The sequence below is a fragment of the Roseomonas aeriglobus genome (assembly GCA_016937575.1).
GTDB lineage: Bacteria > Pseudomonadota > Alphaproteobacteria > Sphingomonadales > Sphingomonadaceae > Sphingomonas > Sphingomonas aerigloba.
The window spans coordinates 2,739,576-2,756,345 of record JAFHKN010000002.1 but is presented as its reverse complement, the minus strand read 5'-3'; the positions used below and the strand labels follow the sequence as shown (position 1 = coordinate 2,756,345).

Genomic DNA, 16,770 nt, shown 5'->3' with positions numbered 1-16,770 from the left:
AGGCATAGCCTTGCGCTCACAACCCGGAGAGGATGCGATGGGCGTTCCCGCCATCATGCTGCCGCTGCTCGGCCTGCTGCCGCTCGCCGCCGATGTCGCGCAGGCGCCGGTGCGGGCGGAAACGCCGCCGGTCGCGCTGACGCTGGTTGACGACCGTATGACCGTGCCCGTCCAGATCGCCGGCGCCGGGCCGTTCCGCTTCGTGATCGACACCGGGTCCGAACGCACCGTCATTTCCCGCCAGTTGGCCGGGACGTTGGGCCTTGCGTCGGCAGGCGCGGTCAATCTCGTGACGATGAGCGGGCGGACCCGGGTCGGTACCGTCGTCATCCCGTCGCTCCGCCTGTCGAGCGTGCCGGGCATCGGCCGGATCGACGCGCCGGCGCTCGATGCACAGGATCTGGGCGGCATGGGGCTGCTCGGCATCGATACGTTGCAGGATCACAAGGTCATCATCGACCTGGATGCGAAGACGATGGCGGTGGCGCCGTCGGTGAAGCTCAGGCGCACGCCCGCCGCAGCCCCCGGCGAGATCGTCGTGCGCGCGCGATCGACCATGGGCCAGCTGATCGTCACCGACGCCGATGTCGACGGGACGAAGGTGCGGGTCGTGCTCGACACCGGATCGGCGGTGACGGTCGGCAATTCCGCCCTGAAGCGCTTGATGCAGCGGGCCGGTCGGTTTCAGCCGCTCACCTTGTACAGTGCGACCGGCGGGACCGTCACCGCCGACTATGGTCGCGCCGGCCGCATCCGGCTGGCGAGCGTCCAGTTCACCGATATGCCGATCGCCTTCGCCGATGTCGCGCCGTTCGCGCATTTCGGGCTGGCCGAGCGACCCGCGCTGATGCTCGGCATGGATGCGCTCAAATCCTTTCGCCGCGTCGATATCGACTTCGCCAATCGCGAGGCGCGGTTCCTGTTGCCGCGCAAATTCGTCACGCAGGGGCCTTGCCGGATCGATTGCGACCGCGCGTCGCGTCGGTAAGGCTCGGAGCGAGCCGGTACGCTCTAACCCCTTGAATGCCCGAGTCTCGTGCGTGTAAGGGCGCGCTATGGTTCGCTTTTCGTTCGCCGGTGTGGAGCTCGACGCGCTGCGCGAAGGCGCGCTGTTCTGGCCGGCGCGGCGCGCGTTGCTGGTCGCCGACCTGCATTTCGAAAAGGCGAGCTGGTTCGCAAGCTTCGGCCAGCATCTGCCGCCTTATGATTCGCTCGTCACTCTGGATGCGTTGACCGCACTGGTGACGCGGACGGGGGCACAGGAAATCTGGTGCCTGGGCGACAGCTTCCATGATTCGCGAGGATGCGAGCGCTTGCCGCAAGCCGCGCAGGATCGCCTCCGCGCCCTGACCGCCGCGACGCGCTGGACGTGGATTACCGGCAATCACGACGCGGCAATGGTCGATCATTGCGGCGGCGAGATCGTCGACGAGGCGGAGGTGGGGGGCCTGGTCCTGCGGCATGAAGCCGACCCGCGCGAATCCAGGCCCGAACTGTCGGGCCATTTCCACCCCAAGCTGCGCGTCCGCGTCCGCGGCAAGCAGGTCGCGCGGCGGTGCTTCGTCGCGACGCCGACCAAGCTGATCCTGCCCGCCTTCGGGGCGCTGACCGGGGGGCTGGACGCCGGGCATCCCGAAATCGTGCGCGCGGTGGGGACGGGGGCGCAGGCGCTGGTCGCGCTCGACGACCGACTGCTGCGGTTTCCGATCGCGGCGTGACCAGACCTCACGACCGTCATTCCCGCGAAGGCGGGAATATATTCTGGCTGGCCGTTCTGAGTTTCGTACAGACCAGCGACTATTGATCCCCGACTTCGCGGGGATGACGAACGATGGGGTTCGAGGCTTTAGCAAAACCCAACCCCCTGCTATCGCGGCCTTATGCCCCATCTCTACCTGGTCGACGGCTCCGGCTATATCTTCCGCGCCTATCACCGCTTGCCGCCGCTGACGAACAAGCACGGCGAGCCGGTCGGTGCGGTCTATGGCTATACGACGATGCTGTGGAAGCTCGCCGACGCGCTGCACAAGGCGGATGGACCGACGCACATGGCGGTGGTGCTGGACAAATCGTCGCAGAGCTTCCGCAACGAACTCTATGACCAGTACAAGGCGCACCGCCCGCCGCCGCCCGAGGATCTGGTCCCGCAGTTCCCGATGATCCGCGACGCGACGCGCGCGTTTTCGCTGCCGTGCATCGACGAGGAGGGCTGGGAAGCCGACGACCTGATCGCAAGCTACGCCAAGGCCGCGCTGGCGCAAGGGTGGCAGGTCACCATCGTCTCTTCCGACAAGGATCTGATGCAGCTGGTCGAGGATGGCAGCCTCGACATGCTCGACACGATGAACAACCGCCGCATCGGATCGGCGGAGGTGTTCGAGAAGTTCGGCGTTCCGCCCGGCAAGGTCGGTGAAGTGCTGGCGCTGATGGGCGACAGCGTCGACAATGTGCCGGGCGTCCCTGGCGTCGGCCCGAAGACCGCGGCCAAGCTGATCCAGGAACATGGCGACGTCGAAGCCGTGCTCGCCGCTGCGCCCGACATGAAGAAGGGCAAGCTGCGCGACAATCTGATCGAGCATGCCGAAAGCGCCCGGATCAGCCGCAAGCTGGTCGAGCTTGCCTGCGACGTGCCGCTGCCCGACACGCTCGAAGAGCTGGAGCTGAAGGGAATTCCCGACGCGCCGCTCCGCGCGTTCCTGGAGCATCACGGCTTCAAGTCGCTGCTGGCGAAGCTCGACACCAGTGCGAGTGCCGCCGACGCGCCGGTCGCCGCAGCCGATGTGCCGGGCATGCCGGACGTCGAAGCCGATCCGCCCTGCGATCATGACGCGTATGAGACGGTGGTCGATGCCGAGCGGCTCGACCACTGGATCCAGATCGCGCGGCATCAGGGGTTCGTGGCGATCGACACCGAGACGACCGGCCTCGACGCGACGCGCGCGGAACTGGTCGGGGTGAGCCTGGCGCTCGCGCCCAACCTCGCCTGCTATATTCCGGTCGGCCACGGCGGCAGCGACATGTTCGCCGAGCGGCCGGCGCAGCTGGAACGGGACGCGGTGATCGCGCAGCTGAAGCCGCTGCTCGAGGACCCGAGCGTCCTCAAGATCGGTCACAACCTGAAATACGACATGATCGTGCTCGGGCGGCTGGGCGTGACGGTCGCGCCGTACGACGACACGATCGTGATGAGCTTCGACCTCGACGCCGGGCTGCACGGCCACGGCATGGACGAGCTCGCCGCGACGCACCTGTCGCACAGCTGCATCGCGTACAAGGACGTGACGGGGACGGGCAAGAAGGCGATCGGTTTCCATGAAGTCGATCTGAAGGCGGCGACCCGCTACGCCGCCGAGGATGCCGATGTGACGCTCAGGCTCTGGCGGCGGTTGAAGCCACGCCTCGCGTTCGAGGGCTCGACCCGCGTCTATGAAATGGTCGACCGGCCGCTTCCTGCGGTCATCGCCGGCATGGAAATGCACGGGATCAAGGTCGACGCCGACATCCTTGCCAAGCTGTCGGCCGATTTCTCGACCCAGATCGCGGCGCTGGAGGAGGAGATCCACGGACACGCGGGCTTCAAGTTCGCGATCGGCAGCCCCAAGCAATTGGGTGACGTGCTGTTCGACAAGATGGGGATCAAGGGCGGGCGCAAGGGCAAGTCCGGCGTCTATTCGACCGACGTGAACGAGCTCGAACGGATCGCTGCCGACAAGGATTCGCCGGGCCGCGAGATGGTGGTGAAGGTGCTCGACTGGCGTCAGCTGTCGAAGCTCAAATCGACCTACACCGACGCGCTTCAGGCGCAGATCAACCCGGCTACGGGGCGCGTCCATACCAGCTACAGCCTGACCGGCGCGCAGACCGGGCGGCTGTCGTCGACCGACCCGAACCTGCAGAACATCCCGATCCGCACCGAGACCGGCCGCCAGATCCGCGACGCGTTCGTGGCCGAGCCGGGCAATATCATCCTGTCGGCCGACTATTCGCAGATCGAGCTGCGCCTCGCCGCGCATATCGCCGACGTGCCGCAACTGCGCGAGGCGTTCGAACGCGGCGACGACATCCACAGCATGACCGCGCAGGAGCTGTTCGGCACGGTCGACCGCGACACCCGCGGCCGGGCGAAGACGATCAACTTCGCGATCCTCTACGGCATCAGCCGCTGGGGTCTGGCCGGGCGGCTCGACGTCACGCCGGACGAGGCGCAGGCGATGATCAGCCGCTATTTCGAACGCTTTCCCGGCATCAACCGCTACATCGCCGACACGCTGCAGGAGGCGAAGGCGCGCGGCTACACGACGACGTTGTTCGGGCGGAAGACGCACTTCCCGCGGATCAAGGCGCCCAATCCCAACGAGCGTGCCGGCAGCGAACGCGCCGCGATCAATGCGCCGATCCAGGGCACGAGCGCCGACATCATCAAGCGCGCGATGACGCGGATGGGGCCGGCGCTGGCCGACGCCGGATTGCGGCATGTGCGGATGCTGCTGCAGGTGCATGACGAACTGGTGTTCGAACTGCCTGAAGGCGATGTGGCGGCAGCAACGGAGGTCATCCGCCGCGTCATGGAGACGGCGGCCGAGCCAGCGGTGACGCTGACCGTGCCGTTGGGGGTCGAGATCGGCACTGGCAAGAGCTGGGGCGCGGCGCATTGACCCATCTTCCGTTCGCCCTGAGCTTGTCGAGGGGCCGTACTCCGATACACGCGCTCTTCGCGTGCGGCACAAGGACCGGCCCTTCGGCTAGGGTCCCATCGAAGTGCGACTTTGATGGGGGCCGGCCAAGCGCAGGGCGAACGGTGTCGGGGACAGCCGTTCGTGGCTGAATCCCAGCAGGACATCGCTGCGCTCGCCAAGGGTGGCCGCACGAACATCGCCGGCTTCGCGCTGCGCCTGCTCGCGCGTCTGCCGTTCCTGTTCATCGCGGGTCGCCTGTACGGCCCCGACATCGTCGGCCGCTTTGCGCTGGCGGTGGTGGTGGTCGAATTCGCCGCGCTCGTGGCGACGCTGGGGCTCAAGCGGGGGCTTGCGCAGGCGCTGACCAGCACCGACCGGCCGCATGTCGATGTGGCCTGGGACGCGATGGCGGTGGCGTTCGTCGCATCGATGATCGCCAGCGCTCTGCTCTTCGTTTTCCCGGAGGCGATGTATCCCAACAGCGAGATTTATGGCGCCGAACGCTTCCTTAGCCTGATCGTCGTCGCGGTCGCCTGGTCGGACATCAGCCTGGCCGCGCTGGCATATCGGCTGAACGTCAAGGCGCAGGTGACCGCGCGCGCCGTGGTCGAGCCGTGGACGATCTCGATTGCGGCATGGGGGTTCTACTATGTCTCGGCACGCGACGGGCTGATCTTCGCCTATGCCGTGTCGATGGCGGCGGCGCTCACCGCGTCGCTGGTGCCGTTCGTGCGCAGCTACGGCGTGCCAAAGGGGTGGAAGCCCGAATTGCGCCCACTGTTCGCGCTCGCGCGCGCCAACATCCCGCTCGCCGGCGCCGACACGCTGGAATGGGGAACGCGCAACGTCGACCGCTTCATCCTGGGGCTGATGTTCACCCCCACCATCGTCGGCATCTATTACATGGCGCAGCAGGTGTCGTCGCTGCCGCAGAAACTGAAGACCAGCTTCGATCCCGTGCTCGGCCCGGTCATCACGCACAGCCTGAAGGAAAACGATCGCGGCGCGATCGCGCGACAGGTGCGGCAGGTCGGATTCTGGATCGTCGCGGCGCAACTGATGCTGACGCTGATGGGCTCGATTCCGGGCGAAGCGGTGATGGGTGTGGTGGGTCCGCAGTTCGTCGCGGGCACCGCCGCGCTTGCCTTCCTGCTGTTCGCCGAAGTGCTGGCGACGCCGGGGTCGGTCAGTGAATCCGCGCTCGTCTACATCGCACGGCACCGCAATCTGATGATCTCGGCCGCGGTGCTGGCGTTCCAGATCGTGCTGAGCTTCGTGCTGATCCTGGCGATGCGGTGGATCGGCTGGCCGATCAATTACCAGGCGGCCGGGACGGCAGTCGCGCTGATGGTCGCGCTCCTGTGCGGGTCGATCGCCAAGAACCTGTTCCTCTCGCGGCTGCTGGGGGCCAGCGTCAATCCGATCCGCTGGCCGCTGATCTGGGCGGCAGTCGCGGCGATCGTGGTCGGCGGCGCCTTCACGATGTTGCCCAAGAGCCTGGAATGGGCCGAGCTACTGATCGGCATCCCGGCGATCGCCGCGACCTACGCCTTCGTGCTGTGGAAATGGGCGTTCGGCGAGGAAGACCGCGCGCTGTTTCGCAAGATGCCGAAGGCGGAAGCCGCGTAACGCCGGAAAGCCCCTCCCTGTCCGGGAGGGGCCTCGTCCGATCAGTGCCGGAAATGGCGCATGCCGGTGAAGACCATCGCCAGCCCCGCATCATCGGCTGCGGCGATCACTTCGTCGTCGCGGATCGAGCCGCCCGGTTGAATGACCGCGGTCGCACCCGCCTCGACCGCCGCCAGCAGGCCGTCGGCAAACGGGAAGAAGGCGTCCGACGCGACCGCCGAGCCGATCGTCTTCGGCTCCGCCCAGCCGGCCTTTTCCGCCGCGTCCTTCGCCTTCCACGCGGCGATGCGCGCGGATTCCAGACGATTCATCTGGCCTGCACCGACGCCCGCGGTCGCGCCGTCCTTGGCATAGACGATCGCGTTCGATTTGACGTGCTTGGCGACCGTCCAGGCGAAGCGGCAGTCGGCCAGTTCCCGGTCTGTCGGCTGACGCTTCGTGACGACGGTCAGCTCGCCCAGTTGCCCGCCGTCGCGGCCCTGCAGCAGCATGCCGCCGGCGATCGACTTCAGCATCATGCCCCCGCGTGCCGGATCGGGCAGGTCGCCGGTCAGGATCAGGCGCAGGTTCTTTTTCCGGGCGAACGCCGCCTTGGCCGCATCATCGGCATCCGGCGCCGCGACGACTTCGGTGAAGATGCCGCTGATCGCCTCCGCCGTCGGACCGTCGAGCGGTCGGTTGACCGCGATGATGCCGCCGAAGGCGGACACGCTGTCGCAGGCGAGCGCCTTCTCATAGGCCTCGACCAGCGTTTCGCCGGTCGCGACGCCGCACGGGTTGGCGTGCTTGACGATGACCACGGTCGGCGGGCCATTACGGAACTCGGCAACGAGTTCGAGCGCGGCGTCGGCATCGTTGAGGTTGTTGTAGCTCAGTTCCTTGCCCTGGACTTGGACGTGGTCGGCGAGGCTGCCGTTCGGCGCAAAGGCCGGCAGATAGAGCGCGGCCGACTGGTGCGGGTTCTCGCCGTAGCGCAGGGACTGGCCACGCTTCAGCGGTACGCTGAGGCGCTCGGGGAGTTGCTCGCCCTGGTCGGCGAAGGCGAACCAGCTGGCGATCATCGCGTCGTACTCGGCGGTCGCCGCAAACGCCTTTGCCGCGAACCTGCGGCGCTCGTCGAGCGTGGTCACGCCGCGCGCGACGGCGGCGTAATCGGCGGGGTCGGTGACGATCGCGACGCTGTCGTGATTCTTGGCCGCCGAGCGCACCATGCTCGGGCCCCCGATGTCGATATTCTCGATGATGTCCTCGCGGCTCGCCCCCCGCGCGACCGTGGCGGCGAAGGGGTAGAGGTTGACGACGACCAGGTCGATCATGCCGATGCCGTGCGCGTCGGCCGCGGCCATATGTTCGGCAGTATCCCGGCGCGCGAGCAGCCCGCCGTGGACCACCGGGTGCAGTGTCTTCACGCGCCCGTCCATCATCTCCGGGAAGCCGGTCAGGTCGCTGACGTCGCGAACCTGGATGCCGGCGTCGCGGATCGCCTTCGCCGTGCCGCCGGTCGATACCAGTTCCACGCCCTTGTCGGCCAACGCGCGGGCGAGATCGACCAAGCCGGTCTTGTCCGACACCGACAGGAGGGCGCGGCGGATGGTAACGTCGGTCATTCGGTCTTCCTTATCTCGAGCGGTGAAACCACCAGCTGACGCTCGTACCGCCGGGGGGTGTCTCCCCGGTGACGACGAGCTGTTCGGTCGGATGCGGTCGGCCGTCGCCGTCGATCCAGAGGCTTTCCTCGATGGCAAGCGACCCGCCCTTGCAGCGGAACTGCCACAGGATGTTGCCGGGCAGGCGCAGCAGCGCGGCCTGACCGTCGGCGGTCGGCGACACCTCGACCGAGGGGGCGAGGTGGAAGCGGATCGCGAAGGCCAGTGTGTCCGCCCGGCGGCGGGTGCGCCCGGTCGCCAGCAGCGAATCCTCGCCACGCACGTCGCGCCCGTCGGCACCCAGCGCGATCTGGCGGCGATGGACCATGCCGTAGCGGCGGACATAGCCGTCATGGCTCACCTCGATCCGGCTGACGGTATCGGTTTCGGTCCGCGCCAGTTCGACTTCGCCGACACCGCGCCCCAGCGTCCCGTCGGGGTGCAGCGCGGTCGAATTGGAATCGCCCAGCGTCAGCGTCGAATGCGCGGCCGTCGTGCGCAGGCCCTGTAGCAGAGCGTCGGGCAACTGCGCATTCGCTGCGCGCGCCCCTCCGCAATTGACGACCAGGCGGGCAGGGCCGTCCGACATTTCGAAGGCGAGGGTGGAGGCGCAACCGCCATCGACGACCTGTCCGATCGGCGGCGGCGCGGCATCGACGATCAGCAGCGTGCCGGCGTTGGCCAGCCGCTGATACCCCCAGGCGCGGGCCTGGCGCAGCGGGCGGGTACGGATTTCGCTCGCGGCGATGACCGCATCGATCGCGTCGCCCGCGATCGGCCCGCCGCCCTGCCAGCTCGACAGACCGCGATCGCCATGAGCGACCCCCAGCAGCGGGGGGACGAGCTTGCCGATCGCCATTTCGATCTGCGCCGGCATCTCCATCCGCCGCGCGGCATAGACCGCGCGCAGGGCGACGAGCGTCATCAGCGCATCGAGCTGCCCGGCGGGCGTGCGCATCACCGTGCCGCCGTCGTCGGTCACCGAGACGCCCAGCGCGCGGATCATGCCCGCCTCGCCGAACACGCGTCGCGGGTCGCCGCCCGGGATCATCAGCCCGGCGGTGATGACGCCGGCCCAGGCCGCGATCCGCGGGGCGCCGGCCGGAGCCTTGTCGGCAATCCGCTCGACATGGCGCGCGCCGCGGGCCAGCGCGTGGAGTACCGACGAGCGATAGACGAGATCGGTCGATGACAGGATGAGCGGCGCGTGCGCAACCCAGGCGAGCAGGCGCTTGCCCGTCAGGTCGGGACGCCACGCAGGCTCGGACACCGCCTCGCCATGCGTAGCCAGCCAGGCGCGCATGATGTTCTCCGCGATCGGCGCCCCTTGCGCCCGCGGCGCGACGGTCGACAGGTCGCGCAGCCAGGCGAAGCCGTGGACATGATCGGCAAAGGCACGGCTGGCACCGGGCAGCTTCGCATCCAGCCCGTCGATCGCGCGGCGTTCACCCCTGAGCGCGATATGGCCGTCGAGCAGAGCGCGCCCGCGCGACGGGTCGCCCGGGAAAGGATCGTCGGCGACGGTGATCAGCTTCAGCGGATGCTTGCCGCGCAGGCGCAGGCCATAAAGCGGCGTGCGCCATGTCAAACGGTGAAAGCGTTCGGACAGGCGCTCGGCGAGCGACAGGCCGGTGTCGCCGCCGACCCGGATCAGCCGCTTTCCCTCGTCGATCCCGTCGACGGGCAGGTCGTCGGGCGGCAGGCTGCTCATGCGCTGGCGTCTTCACCCCGTAGCGTGCGGATGTTCGCAGCGTAACGATCGGGCCCGCCGCGGAACGTCGCGCTGCCGGCGACGAGCACGTTGGCCCCGGCTTCGATACATTGACGCGCGGTCGTCGCATCGACCCCGCCATCGACCTGCAGGTCGATCGCGCGACCGGACACGTCGATCATCTTGCGGATCGCGGCGATCTTCTTCAGCTGGCTCGGGATGAAGCTCTGGCCGCCGAAGCCCGGGTTCACGCTCATCACCAGCACCAGGTCGACCATGTCGATCAGGTAATCGAGCATCTTGGCCGGAGTCGCCGGGTTCAGCACGACACCCGCGCGCTTGCCCAGGCCTTTGATATGCTGGACGGTCCGGTGGATGTGGGGACCCGCTTCGGGATGCACGGTGATGATGTCGGCGCCGGCATCGGCAAAGGCATCGAGATAGGCGTCGATCGGCGAGATCATCAGATGGACGTCGAACGGCTTGGAGCTGTGCGGGCGCAGCGCCTTCACGACCGCGGGGCCGATGGTGATGTTGGGCACGAAATGTCCGTCCATCACGTCGATGTGGATCCAGTCCGCGCCGGCGGCGTCGATCGCGCGCACCTCCTCGCCCAGTTTGGCGAAATCGGCGGACAGGATGGAGGGTGCGATGCGGACCGGCTGCATGCCGGCTGCCCTTAGCATCCTCGCCGCAGGGAACAAGTCAGGCGTTGCGCGTCATCCGGGCGATGAAGAAGCCGTCGAGCCCGCCCTGCTCGACCAGCATGCCGGGCAGAGTGCGAACGAAGCCGTCGCCGGTCGGGACAATGCCGTCCGGCAACTCGTCCGCCGAAATGGGTACAATGCCGAAGTCGCTCCGTGCGTTGCGGATGGTGGCGATCTGTCGTTCGCCCTCTTCCGCTTCCAGCGAGCAGACGGCGTAGACGAGCGTTCCGCCCGGCCGCACCCAGTCGGCCGCGCGCGCGAGCAGGGCAGCCTGGATTTCGCGTGCCTCGGCGATCACCCGGGGGCTTGCGCGGTGGAGTACGTCGGGATGGCGTCGGAAGATCCCGGTTGCGCTGCACGGCGCGTCGATCAGGATCGCGTCGAACGAGGCGGGCGGGGTCCAGGCGAGTGCATCGGCGACGACGATCTCAGCCGACAGTCCGGTGCGCGACAGATTGTCCGACAGCCGCGCAAGCCGCGCCTCCGACACGTCGAGTGCGGTGACGTCCCAGCCGGCGGCGGCCAGCTGCATCGTCTTGCCACCCGGTGCGGCGCACAGATCGAGGACGCGGCCATTGCCCGCGCCCAGCAGGCGCGCGGGAAGCGACGCGGCGAGGTCCTGCACCCACCATCCGCCTTCGCCGAAGCCTTCGGCCGCGCGGACGCTGGTCCCGACGGGGAGGCGGACGTGGCGGGGAGCAAGCGAGACGCCCGAGGGATGCTCGACGTCTTCGGCCTTCAGCGACAGGTCGAGCGGAGGCTGGTCGACGATCGCGCGGCCGGCCGCTGCGACCATGTCCGCGCCCCAGGCGGCGCCCCATCGCGCGGCGACCGCCGGCGGCAGGGCCGCCACGCCGGGCAACGTCGCCGTCTGCCGCATCAGCGTGCCGAATACGCCGTGAACCAGCTTGCGCGGGCCGCCGTCGACCAGCGGCAACACGGTCGAGATCGCAGCATGCGGTGGCGTTTCGAGCAGGATCGCTTGGGCGAGCGCGATGCGCAGCGCGAAGCGCGCCTTGGCGTCCTCGGGCAGCGGCTGGCGCGTCGCCGAATCGATCAGTGCGTCGAGATCGGTCAGCCGCCGCAGCACTTGCGCGGCAATGGCATGGGCCAGCGCCCGGTCGGACGGATTGTCGAGCCCCTGCGTCGCGTTGTGCAACGCGCCCTCCAACGCCTGACCCCGGCGGAGCACCGCATCGAGCAAGCGCAGGGCGGCGCGGCGGGCCGGAACGCCGGGAGGATCGTCGCGAGTGGGCTTGTAAGGAGCAGGCATCGCGCCGATGTGGCGGCTAAGACGCTGCGACGCAATCGCCGGAGACTGGATATGGGTCAGCGACCCCCGCATGTGAAACCGCCCGAGGACCTGCCGCCCAACCCGCCGGTCCCCGCGCCCGGCCCGGACACCCAGCCCGAACCGGGCAGCGACCGCCATCCCACCCGCTACGGCGATTGGGAGAAGAAGGGCATCGCGATCGATTTCTGAACCCGTTCCCTTCTCCGAGGGGAGGTGGCAGCCCGCAGGGCTGACGGAGGGGGGCGAACTATCCGGGTAGGGTGACCCCTCCGTCGCGCGTCCTGCGCGCCACCGCCCCTTGCGGGGAGGATAGGTCCAGGTTCATTCCACCACAGGAACAAAATCCGCCTTCGCTCGTCCCGCGATGATGGCCCCGCAACACCGCCGCTGGCTCCAATGGGGCGCGATCATCCTTGTCGTCTTGCTGCTGAGCGGTGTCCTGCTGGTCGCTGCCTTCCCGGTTTCTCCTTTCCGCGAACGGGCCGAGCGAACGCTGAGCGCGCGGTTCGGGCGGCCCGTCACGATCGGCGCGCTCGAACGCACCCCGGCCTTTTCCTTCACCCCGACGATCCGCATCCGCGACGTCCGCATTCCGCAACCGGCCTGGGCGGGCAGCGGCGATTTCGTGCGGATCGCGACGCTCGACATGCAGATCCGCAGCCTCGGGCTGCTGACCGGGCGGGTCGATCCGAAGAATGTGACGGCAAGCGGCGTTCGTCTCGACCTGGTCCGCACGGCGGAGGGGCAGACGAACTGGGACCGTCCGGGGGGTGCGAAGGATGACGGTTCGGCCAGCCCGCTGCGGCTCGACGGGCTGACGGTGCGCGACGCCGTCGTGCGTTACCGCGACGGCAAGCAGGATCGGCAGTTCACGCTTTCCGTCACCTCCGATGCGAATGGATTTGCCGCGCGCGGGCAGGGCGTCGTGCGCGGGGCGGCAGTGCGCGTGTCGGCCAGCGGCGCGCCGATCACGGCGGGCGGCCAACCCTGGCCGTTCCGCGCCCGGCTCGACGGGCCGGCCCTGTCGATGACCGCGCGGGGGCGGATGGACGCACCGCTCGATACCGAACGCATGACGCTGGCGGTGACGGCGCAGGCCTCCAGCCTGAAGCTGATCGACGCCGTGATCGAGGCCGGCCTGTTCGGCACCCAGCCGGTGCGGCTGAGCGCCGACGTGCGGCACGACGGGCCGAAATGGCACATCGACACTCTGCGCGGGCGGATCGGCCGCTCGGACTTCACGGGCAAGTTGGGGGTCGACAAGACCAGCGGGCGCACGGTCCTGAACGGAGACATTCACGCATCGCAGCTCGATTTCGACGACCTCGCCGATGATGCCGGGCTCGCCAAGGCGACGGCCCTGGAACGCGCCGTGGGACCCAGAGTCGTTCCCAACACCCGGGTCGATATCGGCAAGATCACCTCGACCGACGGGCGGATCGCGTTTCGCATCGACCGGATCGTCAGTCGCGAACCATCGGCCATCACCACGGCGTCGGGGGTTCTCGTGCTCGATCGCCAGCTGCTGACGATCGAGCCGCTGCGGATCGGGCTGAAGCGCGGCGCGATCACCGGCAAGGCGGTGGTCGATCAGCGCGGCGGGCGCAAGGACCCGACTGTGACGCTGGCCCTCGACCTGACGGGCAGCAGCATCGCCGCCCTGGCCGGGGGTGGCGACGTCAGTGGCCGGCTCGACGGGCGGGTGCGGTTGAGCGGTGTCGGCGAGACGATCCGCACCGCGGTCGGCCGGTCGAACGGACAGATCGGGCTCGTCGCGCGGAACGGCGCGTTGCCGGCGAAGATGGCGGCGATGCTCGGTTTCGATGCTGGCCGCGCACTGACGGCGGATGACGATGCGCGGGCCCGGCTGCGGTGCGCGGTCGTCCGGCTCGATGTGGCGGGCGGGCGCGGGCGGTTCGATCCGCTGATCGTCGATACCAGCGCCAGCCAGACCCGCGGCACCGGCGGAGTCGTCTTTCCGGCCGAAACCGTTGCCGCCAGGCTGACCGGAGCGCCCAAGCACAATAGCCTGTTGCGCATCCCGGGCTCGGTGCTCGTCTCGGGAACGCTGTCGTCGCCGCAGGTCGTGGTGCCGCAGGAGACCAAGTCGGTGGGCAACATCCTGAAGGGGTTGGGGCGCGCGATCACCGGCAAGCAAGGGCCGGTTGCAGGCAATGCCGATTGCGATGCGCTCAGTCGGCGGGCGATCGGGCGATAGGGCCTGGGCGGCCGACATGTTCGAGGGCCGGCTCCTTGCGGAACCGGCCCCCGCCCCCGATACGCCACCCGGGGGATAGGTTCCCCGCTGATACGCAACCCGCGGGAAAACTGTAGAATTCTGTGAGGGGTCTGGGGCGGGGCGGCGGCGGAGCCGCTGCCGTCGGTCGGGTCATCCGTGCGGTGACCCGCCGGCCGGGCCCGATGCCTGGGGGCGCGGTCGTAGCCGCGCCCGCATCGGCCTTACCGCGAGCGCACGCACCCCCGCGGCGGGTCCGACTTGTCGATCGCACGACCCGCGACCGCACCCAGGGCACCGCCCAGGATCGCACCGAGCGTCCGGTCACCGCGACCCGCCAGGGCGTTACCCGCCAGGCCACCCGCGATCGCGCCGATCACCGTGCCGCCGTCGCCGTCCTTGCACGGATGCTGGCCGCGGTTGATGTAGCGGCGGTCGTTCCCGCGATAGTTGCGGTAGCCGCGATCATAGCCGTAGCCGTCGTTGTACCCGCGGTCGTAACCATAGCCCCGGTCATAGCGCTGGGCCATCGCCGGTGTGGCCGCCAGACCGCCCGCAAGGGTTGCGAACGCGGCGCCAGCGAGCGTCAGTTTCTTGAACATCGTAAATCTCCTCGCGTCTTCAACTCTGTCCGGCGGCGGCTCGATTCGGATCGTCGCCCTCGACAAACACGTGATTCGCACAAACGCCGTGGCCGCTCGCTGAATGCGGCTGTTATCGTTCGTTCAGCGAAACGGGTGTCGCGCCGGCGTCCCACGCGTTAGGAGGCGCACGGTGCGCGTACTCCTGATCATCCTGGCGGTCCTGATCGTCGTGCCGTCGTGGAGCGGGGACGAGCGGAGGCCGCTCTGGGACCGCGCGCCGCGAGTGACGGCCAGCCGCGTCCCCCTGTCCGACGCTCGCCCCGACCGGCACAGGCTCGGATCGCTCGTCTATCTCGGCGGCGTTCACCTCAGCAGCCGCAACTGGGCTTTCGGCGGCTATTCGTCGCTCATCGTGCGCGGCGGTCGCTTTCTGTTGCTCAGCGACGGCGGGCTGACGCTCGATTTCGCGATGGGGGCGGACTGGCGGCCGCGCGACGTCCGCGCCGGCGCGCTGCCCGGTGGCCCCGGCACCGGCTGGCGCAAGTCCGACCGCGACAGCGAATCGATGGTGGCAGACCCGCGCACCGGCGACCTGCTGGTCGGGTTCGAGCGGTCGAACGCGATCTGGCGATACGACGCGCGCCTGACCCGCGTTATTCGCCACTATAGCCCCCTGCCGATGAAGCGCTGGCCCCGCAACGGCGGAGCGGAGGCGATGGCGATCCTGCAGGATGGTCGAACCATCGTCTTTTCAGAAGACGCCGCCATGCCCGACGGCCGGCCGGGAAAACAGGCGCTGATCTTTCCCGGCGACCCGACCGACCCGAACGCCCGACCCGCCCGCTTCGCCTTTCTGCCCCCCGACGGCTACGACCCCGTCGACGCCGCCGTCCTGCCCGACGGCCGCCTGCTGGTCCTGACCCGCGCCTTTTCGGTGCGCGACTTCTTCACCGCAAAGCTGCTGCTGGTCGACCCACGGACGATCCGGGCCGGCGCGACGATACGCGGACGAGAGATCGCCAGCTTCACCGGCGACGTGATCCACGACAATTTCGAAGGGCTTGCGGTAACGCGCGAGGGGCGCGAGACAATCGTCTGGATCCTGTCCGACGACAACGGACCAAGCCTGTTCGAGCGCACGCTGCTGCTGAAGTTCCGGTTGGAGACGTCGGGTTTGAATTAGGTAGGGTAGGGGTAGCGGTCAGGTAGAACGTTTCGGCCGATGCGGTGAGGCAGCCGATTCCGTCCGGAGCTTCCTTTTCGTCGATCTGGACCTTCCATAGGCCGGAGACCGCGCCGACACGCCCGACACCTCGTCGCCGGATCTGGCGGTCGAACCTCAGGAAACCGAAGCGGCGTTTTCCGCAATGGGCAGTCCCGCCACGATCCTGCGCAACGGCTGATACACCCAAAAACTACGCCGCGGCGGTGCGCGGCGCGCTGGCGAGCATGACCCTAGTCGGCGACCGGCGATAGGCCGATTTCATCGGCCACGCGCGCCGACGCCGCCGCTGGCGGAGGCGATCGCAGCGATATTGGCTTGAGCGGCTCTAGCCGGATGGGAGACAATCGGTCGCCGGCGGGTTTTCGGACGCATGGCGCGCGCGCGGAAACTCAAGGTGTTTCGGACTCCGATCGGGTTTCACGACGCGTATGTCGCTGCGCCAAGCCGGAAGGCGGCGCTGACGGCCTGGGGCAGCGATGTCGATCTGTTCGCCCGCGGTGTGGCGGAAGAGGTGACGGACGATGCCGCGCTGATGCGCGCGCCGCTGGAGCGGCCCGGGGAAGTGATCAAGCTCGCGCGGGGCAGCACGGCCGAACACCTCGCCGCCGCCAGCGAGACGGTGCCCGCGTCGACGAAACCGTCTGCGCCGGCCACACCCCGAAAGGCATCCGCGCCACGCCCGCGACCGTCTCGCGCGCGTCTGAAAGCGGCGGAAGACCTGCTGGCGGATATCGACAAGACGCATCGTCAGGCGGCCGATGCGTTGAAGGCGCGGGCCGCCGAACTCGAGCGTCAACGCAAGGCCCTCGATCGCGATCGGCAAACGCTCGACACGGCGTATGAGCGGAAGCGGCGGGCGGCAGAGGCAGCGGTCGATCGCGAGCGCGAACGCCATACCGCCGCTTTCGACGCGTGGCTGACCGACCAACAGTCCTGACCGGTCGCCCGTGGACATCCGCCGCTGTCCGCATCCAGGAAAAGCGTTCGATTTAACGTACTTACCCAAGTCAAAGTCGGGCCAAACGCGGAACCGGATCGCCGGATCGTCCTTTTCCCCGACGA

The 16,770-nt window shown here is 68.6% G+C and carries 13 protein-coding genes; 8 read left to right on the top strand and 5 right to left on the bottom strand.

Annotated elements, in window-relative coordinates:
- Window positions 1-37 precede the first annotated feature (37 nt).
- The 4 genes from JW805_13600 (at window position 38) to JW805_13585 (ending at window position 6,305) form a co-directional block, all read left to right on the top strand.
- On the top strand, window positions 38-988 hold the full coding sequence (locus JW805_13600; protein ID MBN2973054.1) for an aspartyl protease family protein: 951 nt from the start codon (window positions 38-40) through the stop codon (window positions 986-988).
- 67 nt (window positions 989-1,055) lie between these two features.
- Entirely contained in the window at window positions 1,056-1,718 is a 663-nt protein-coding gene (gene pdeM / locus JW805_13595) for a ligase-associated DNA damage response endonuclease PdeM (GenBank protein MBN2973053.1), read from the top strand.
- A 162-nt stretch (window positions 1,719-1,880) separates the two neighbouring features.
- Entirely contained in the window at window positions 1,881-4,655 is a 2,775-nt protein-coding gene (gene polA / locus JW805_13590; protein MBN2973052.1) for a DNA polymerase I, read from the top strand.
- 162 nt (window positions 4,656-4,817) lie between these two features.
- Entirely contained in the window at window positions 4,818-6,305 is a 1,488-nt protein-coding gene (locus JW805_13585; GenBank protein ID MBN2973051.1) for an oligosaccharide flippase family protein, read from the top strand.
- Window positions 6,306-6,346: 41 nt separating this feature from the next.
- On the opposite strand, the gene purH is transcribed toward JW805_13585, so the two are convergent.
- The 4 genes from purH to JW805_13565 are packed head-to-tail and all read right to left on the bottom strand — an operon-like array spanning window position 6,347 to window position 11,642.
- Complete coding sequence (gene purH, locus JW805_13580; GenBank protein ID MBN2973050.1) at window positions 6,347-7,912, bottom strand: bifunctional phosphoribosylaminoimidazolecarboxamide formyltransferase/IMP cyclohydrolase; 1,566 nt, start codon at window positions 7,910-7,912, stop codon at window positions 6,347-6,349.
- 10 nt (window positions 7,913-7,922) lie between these two features.
- Window positions 7,923-9,662: a heparinase II/III family protein gene (locus tag JW805_13575; protein ID MBN2973049.1), complete on the bottom strand. Its 1,740-nt coding sequence runs from the start codon at window positions 9,660-9,662 to the stop codon at window positions 7,923-7,925.
- The gene (locus JW805_13570) at window positions 9,659-10,330 is read right to left on the bottom strand and encodes a ribulose-phosphate 3-epimerase (GenBank protein ID MBN2973048.1); all 672 of its coding nucleotides are present in this window, start codon (window positions 10,328-10,330) and stop codon (window positions 9,659-9,661) included. Before JW805_13570 ends, JW805_13575 begins: the two co-directional genes overlap by 4 nt.
- Before the next feature lie 37 nt (window positions 10,331-10,367).
- Window positions 10,368-11,642: a methyltransferase domain-containing protein gene (locus JW805_13565; protein MBN2973047.1), complete on the bottom strand. Its 1,275-nt coding sequence runs from the start codon at window positions 11,640-11,642 to the stop codon at window positions 10,368-10,370.
- A 72-nt stretch (window positions 11,643-11,714) separates the two neighbouring features.
- Here JW805_13565 and JW805_13560 point away from each other — a divergent pair, with 72 nt between their 5' ends.
- Together JW805_13560 and JW805_13555 are read left to right on the top strand one after the other, a co-directional pair.
- Window positions 11,715-11,852 carry a DUF1674 domain-containing protein gene (locus JW805_13560; GenBank protein MBN2973046.1) on the top strand — a complete coding sequence of 46 codons (138 nt, stop codon included), beginning with the start codon at window positions 11,715-11,717 and terminating at the stop codon, window positions 11,850-11,852.
- Window positions 11,853-12,027: 175 nt separating this feature from the next.
- Complete coding sequence (locus tag JW805_13555) at window positions 12,028-13,881, top strand: AsmA family protein (protein MBN2973045.1); 1,854 nt, start codon at window positions 12,028-12,030, stop codon at window positions 13,879-13,881.
- 242 nt (window positions 13,882-14,123) lie between these two features.
- On the opposite strand, the gene JW805_13550 is transcribed toward JW805_13555, so the two are convergent.
- Window positions 14,124-14,501 (bottom strand): glycine zipper 2TM domain-containing protein, encoded by a 378-nt coding sequence (locus tag JW805_13550; GenBank protein MBN2973044.1) that lies wholly within the window; start codon window positions 14,499-14,501, stop codon window positions 14,124-14,126.
- A 172-nt stretch (window positions 14,502-14,673) separates the two neighbouring features.
- Here JW805_13550 and JW805_13545 point away from each other — a divergent pair, with 172 nt between their 5' ends.
- On the top strand, window positions 14,674-15,666 hold the full coding sequence (locus tag JW805_13545) for an esterase-like activity of phytase family protein (protein MBN2973043.1): 993 nt from the start codon (window positions 14,674-14,676) through the stop codon (window positions 15,664-15,666).
- Between the two features lie 436 nt (window positions 15,667-16,102).
- Window positions 16,103-16,645, top strand: a complete 543-nt coding sequence (locus tag JW805_13540) for a hypothetical protein (GenBank protein MBN2973042.1) — start codon at window positions 16,103-16,105, stop codon at window positions 16,643-16,645.
- The last annotated feature ends 125 nt before the right edge of the window (window positions 16,646-16,770 follow it).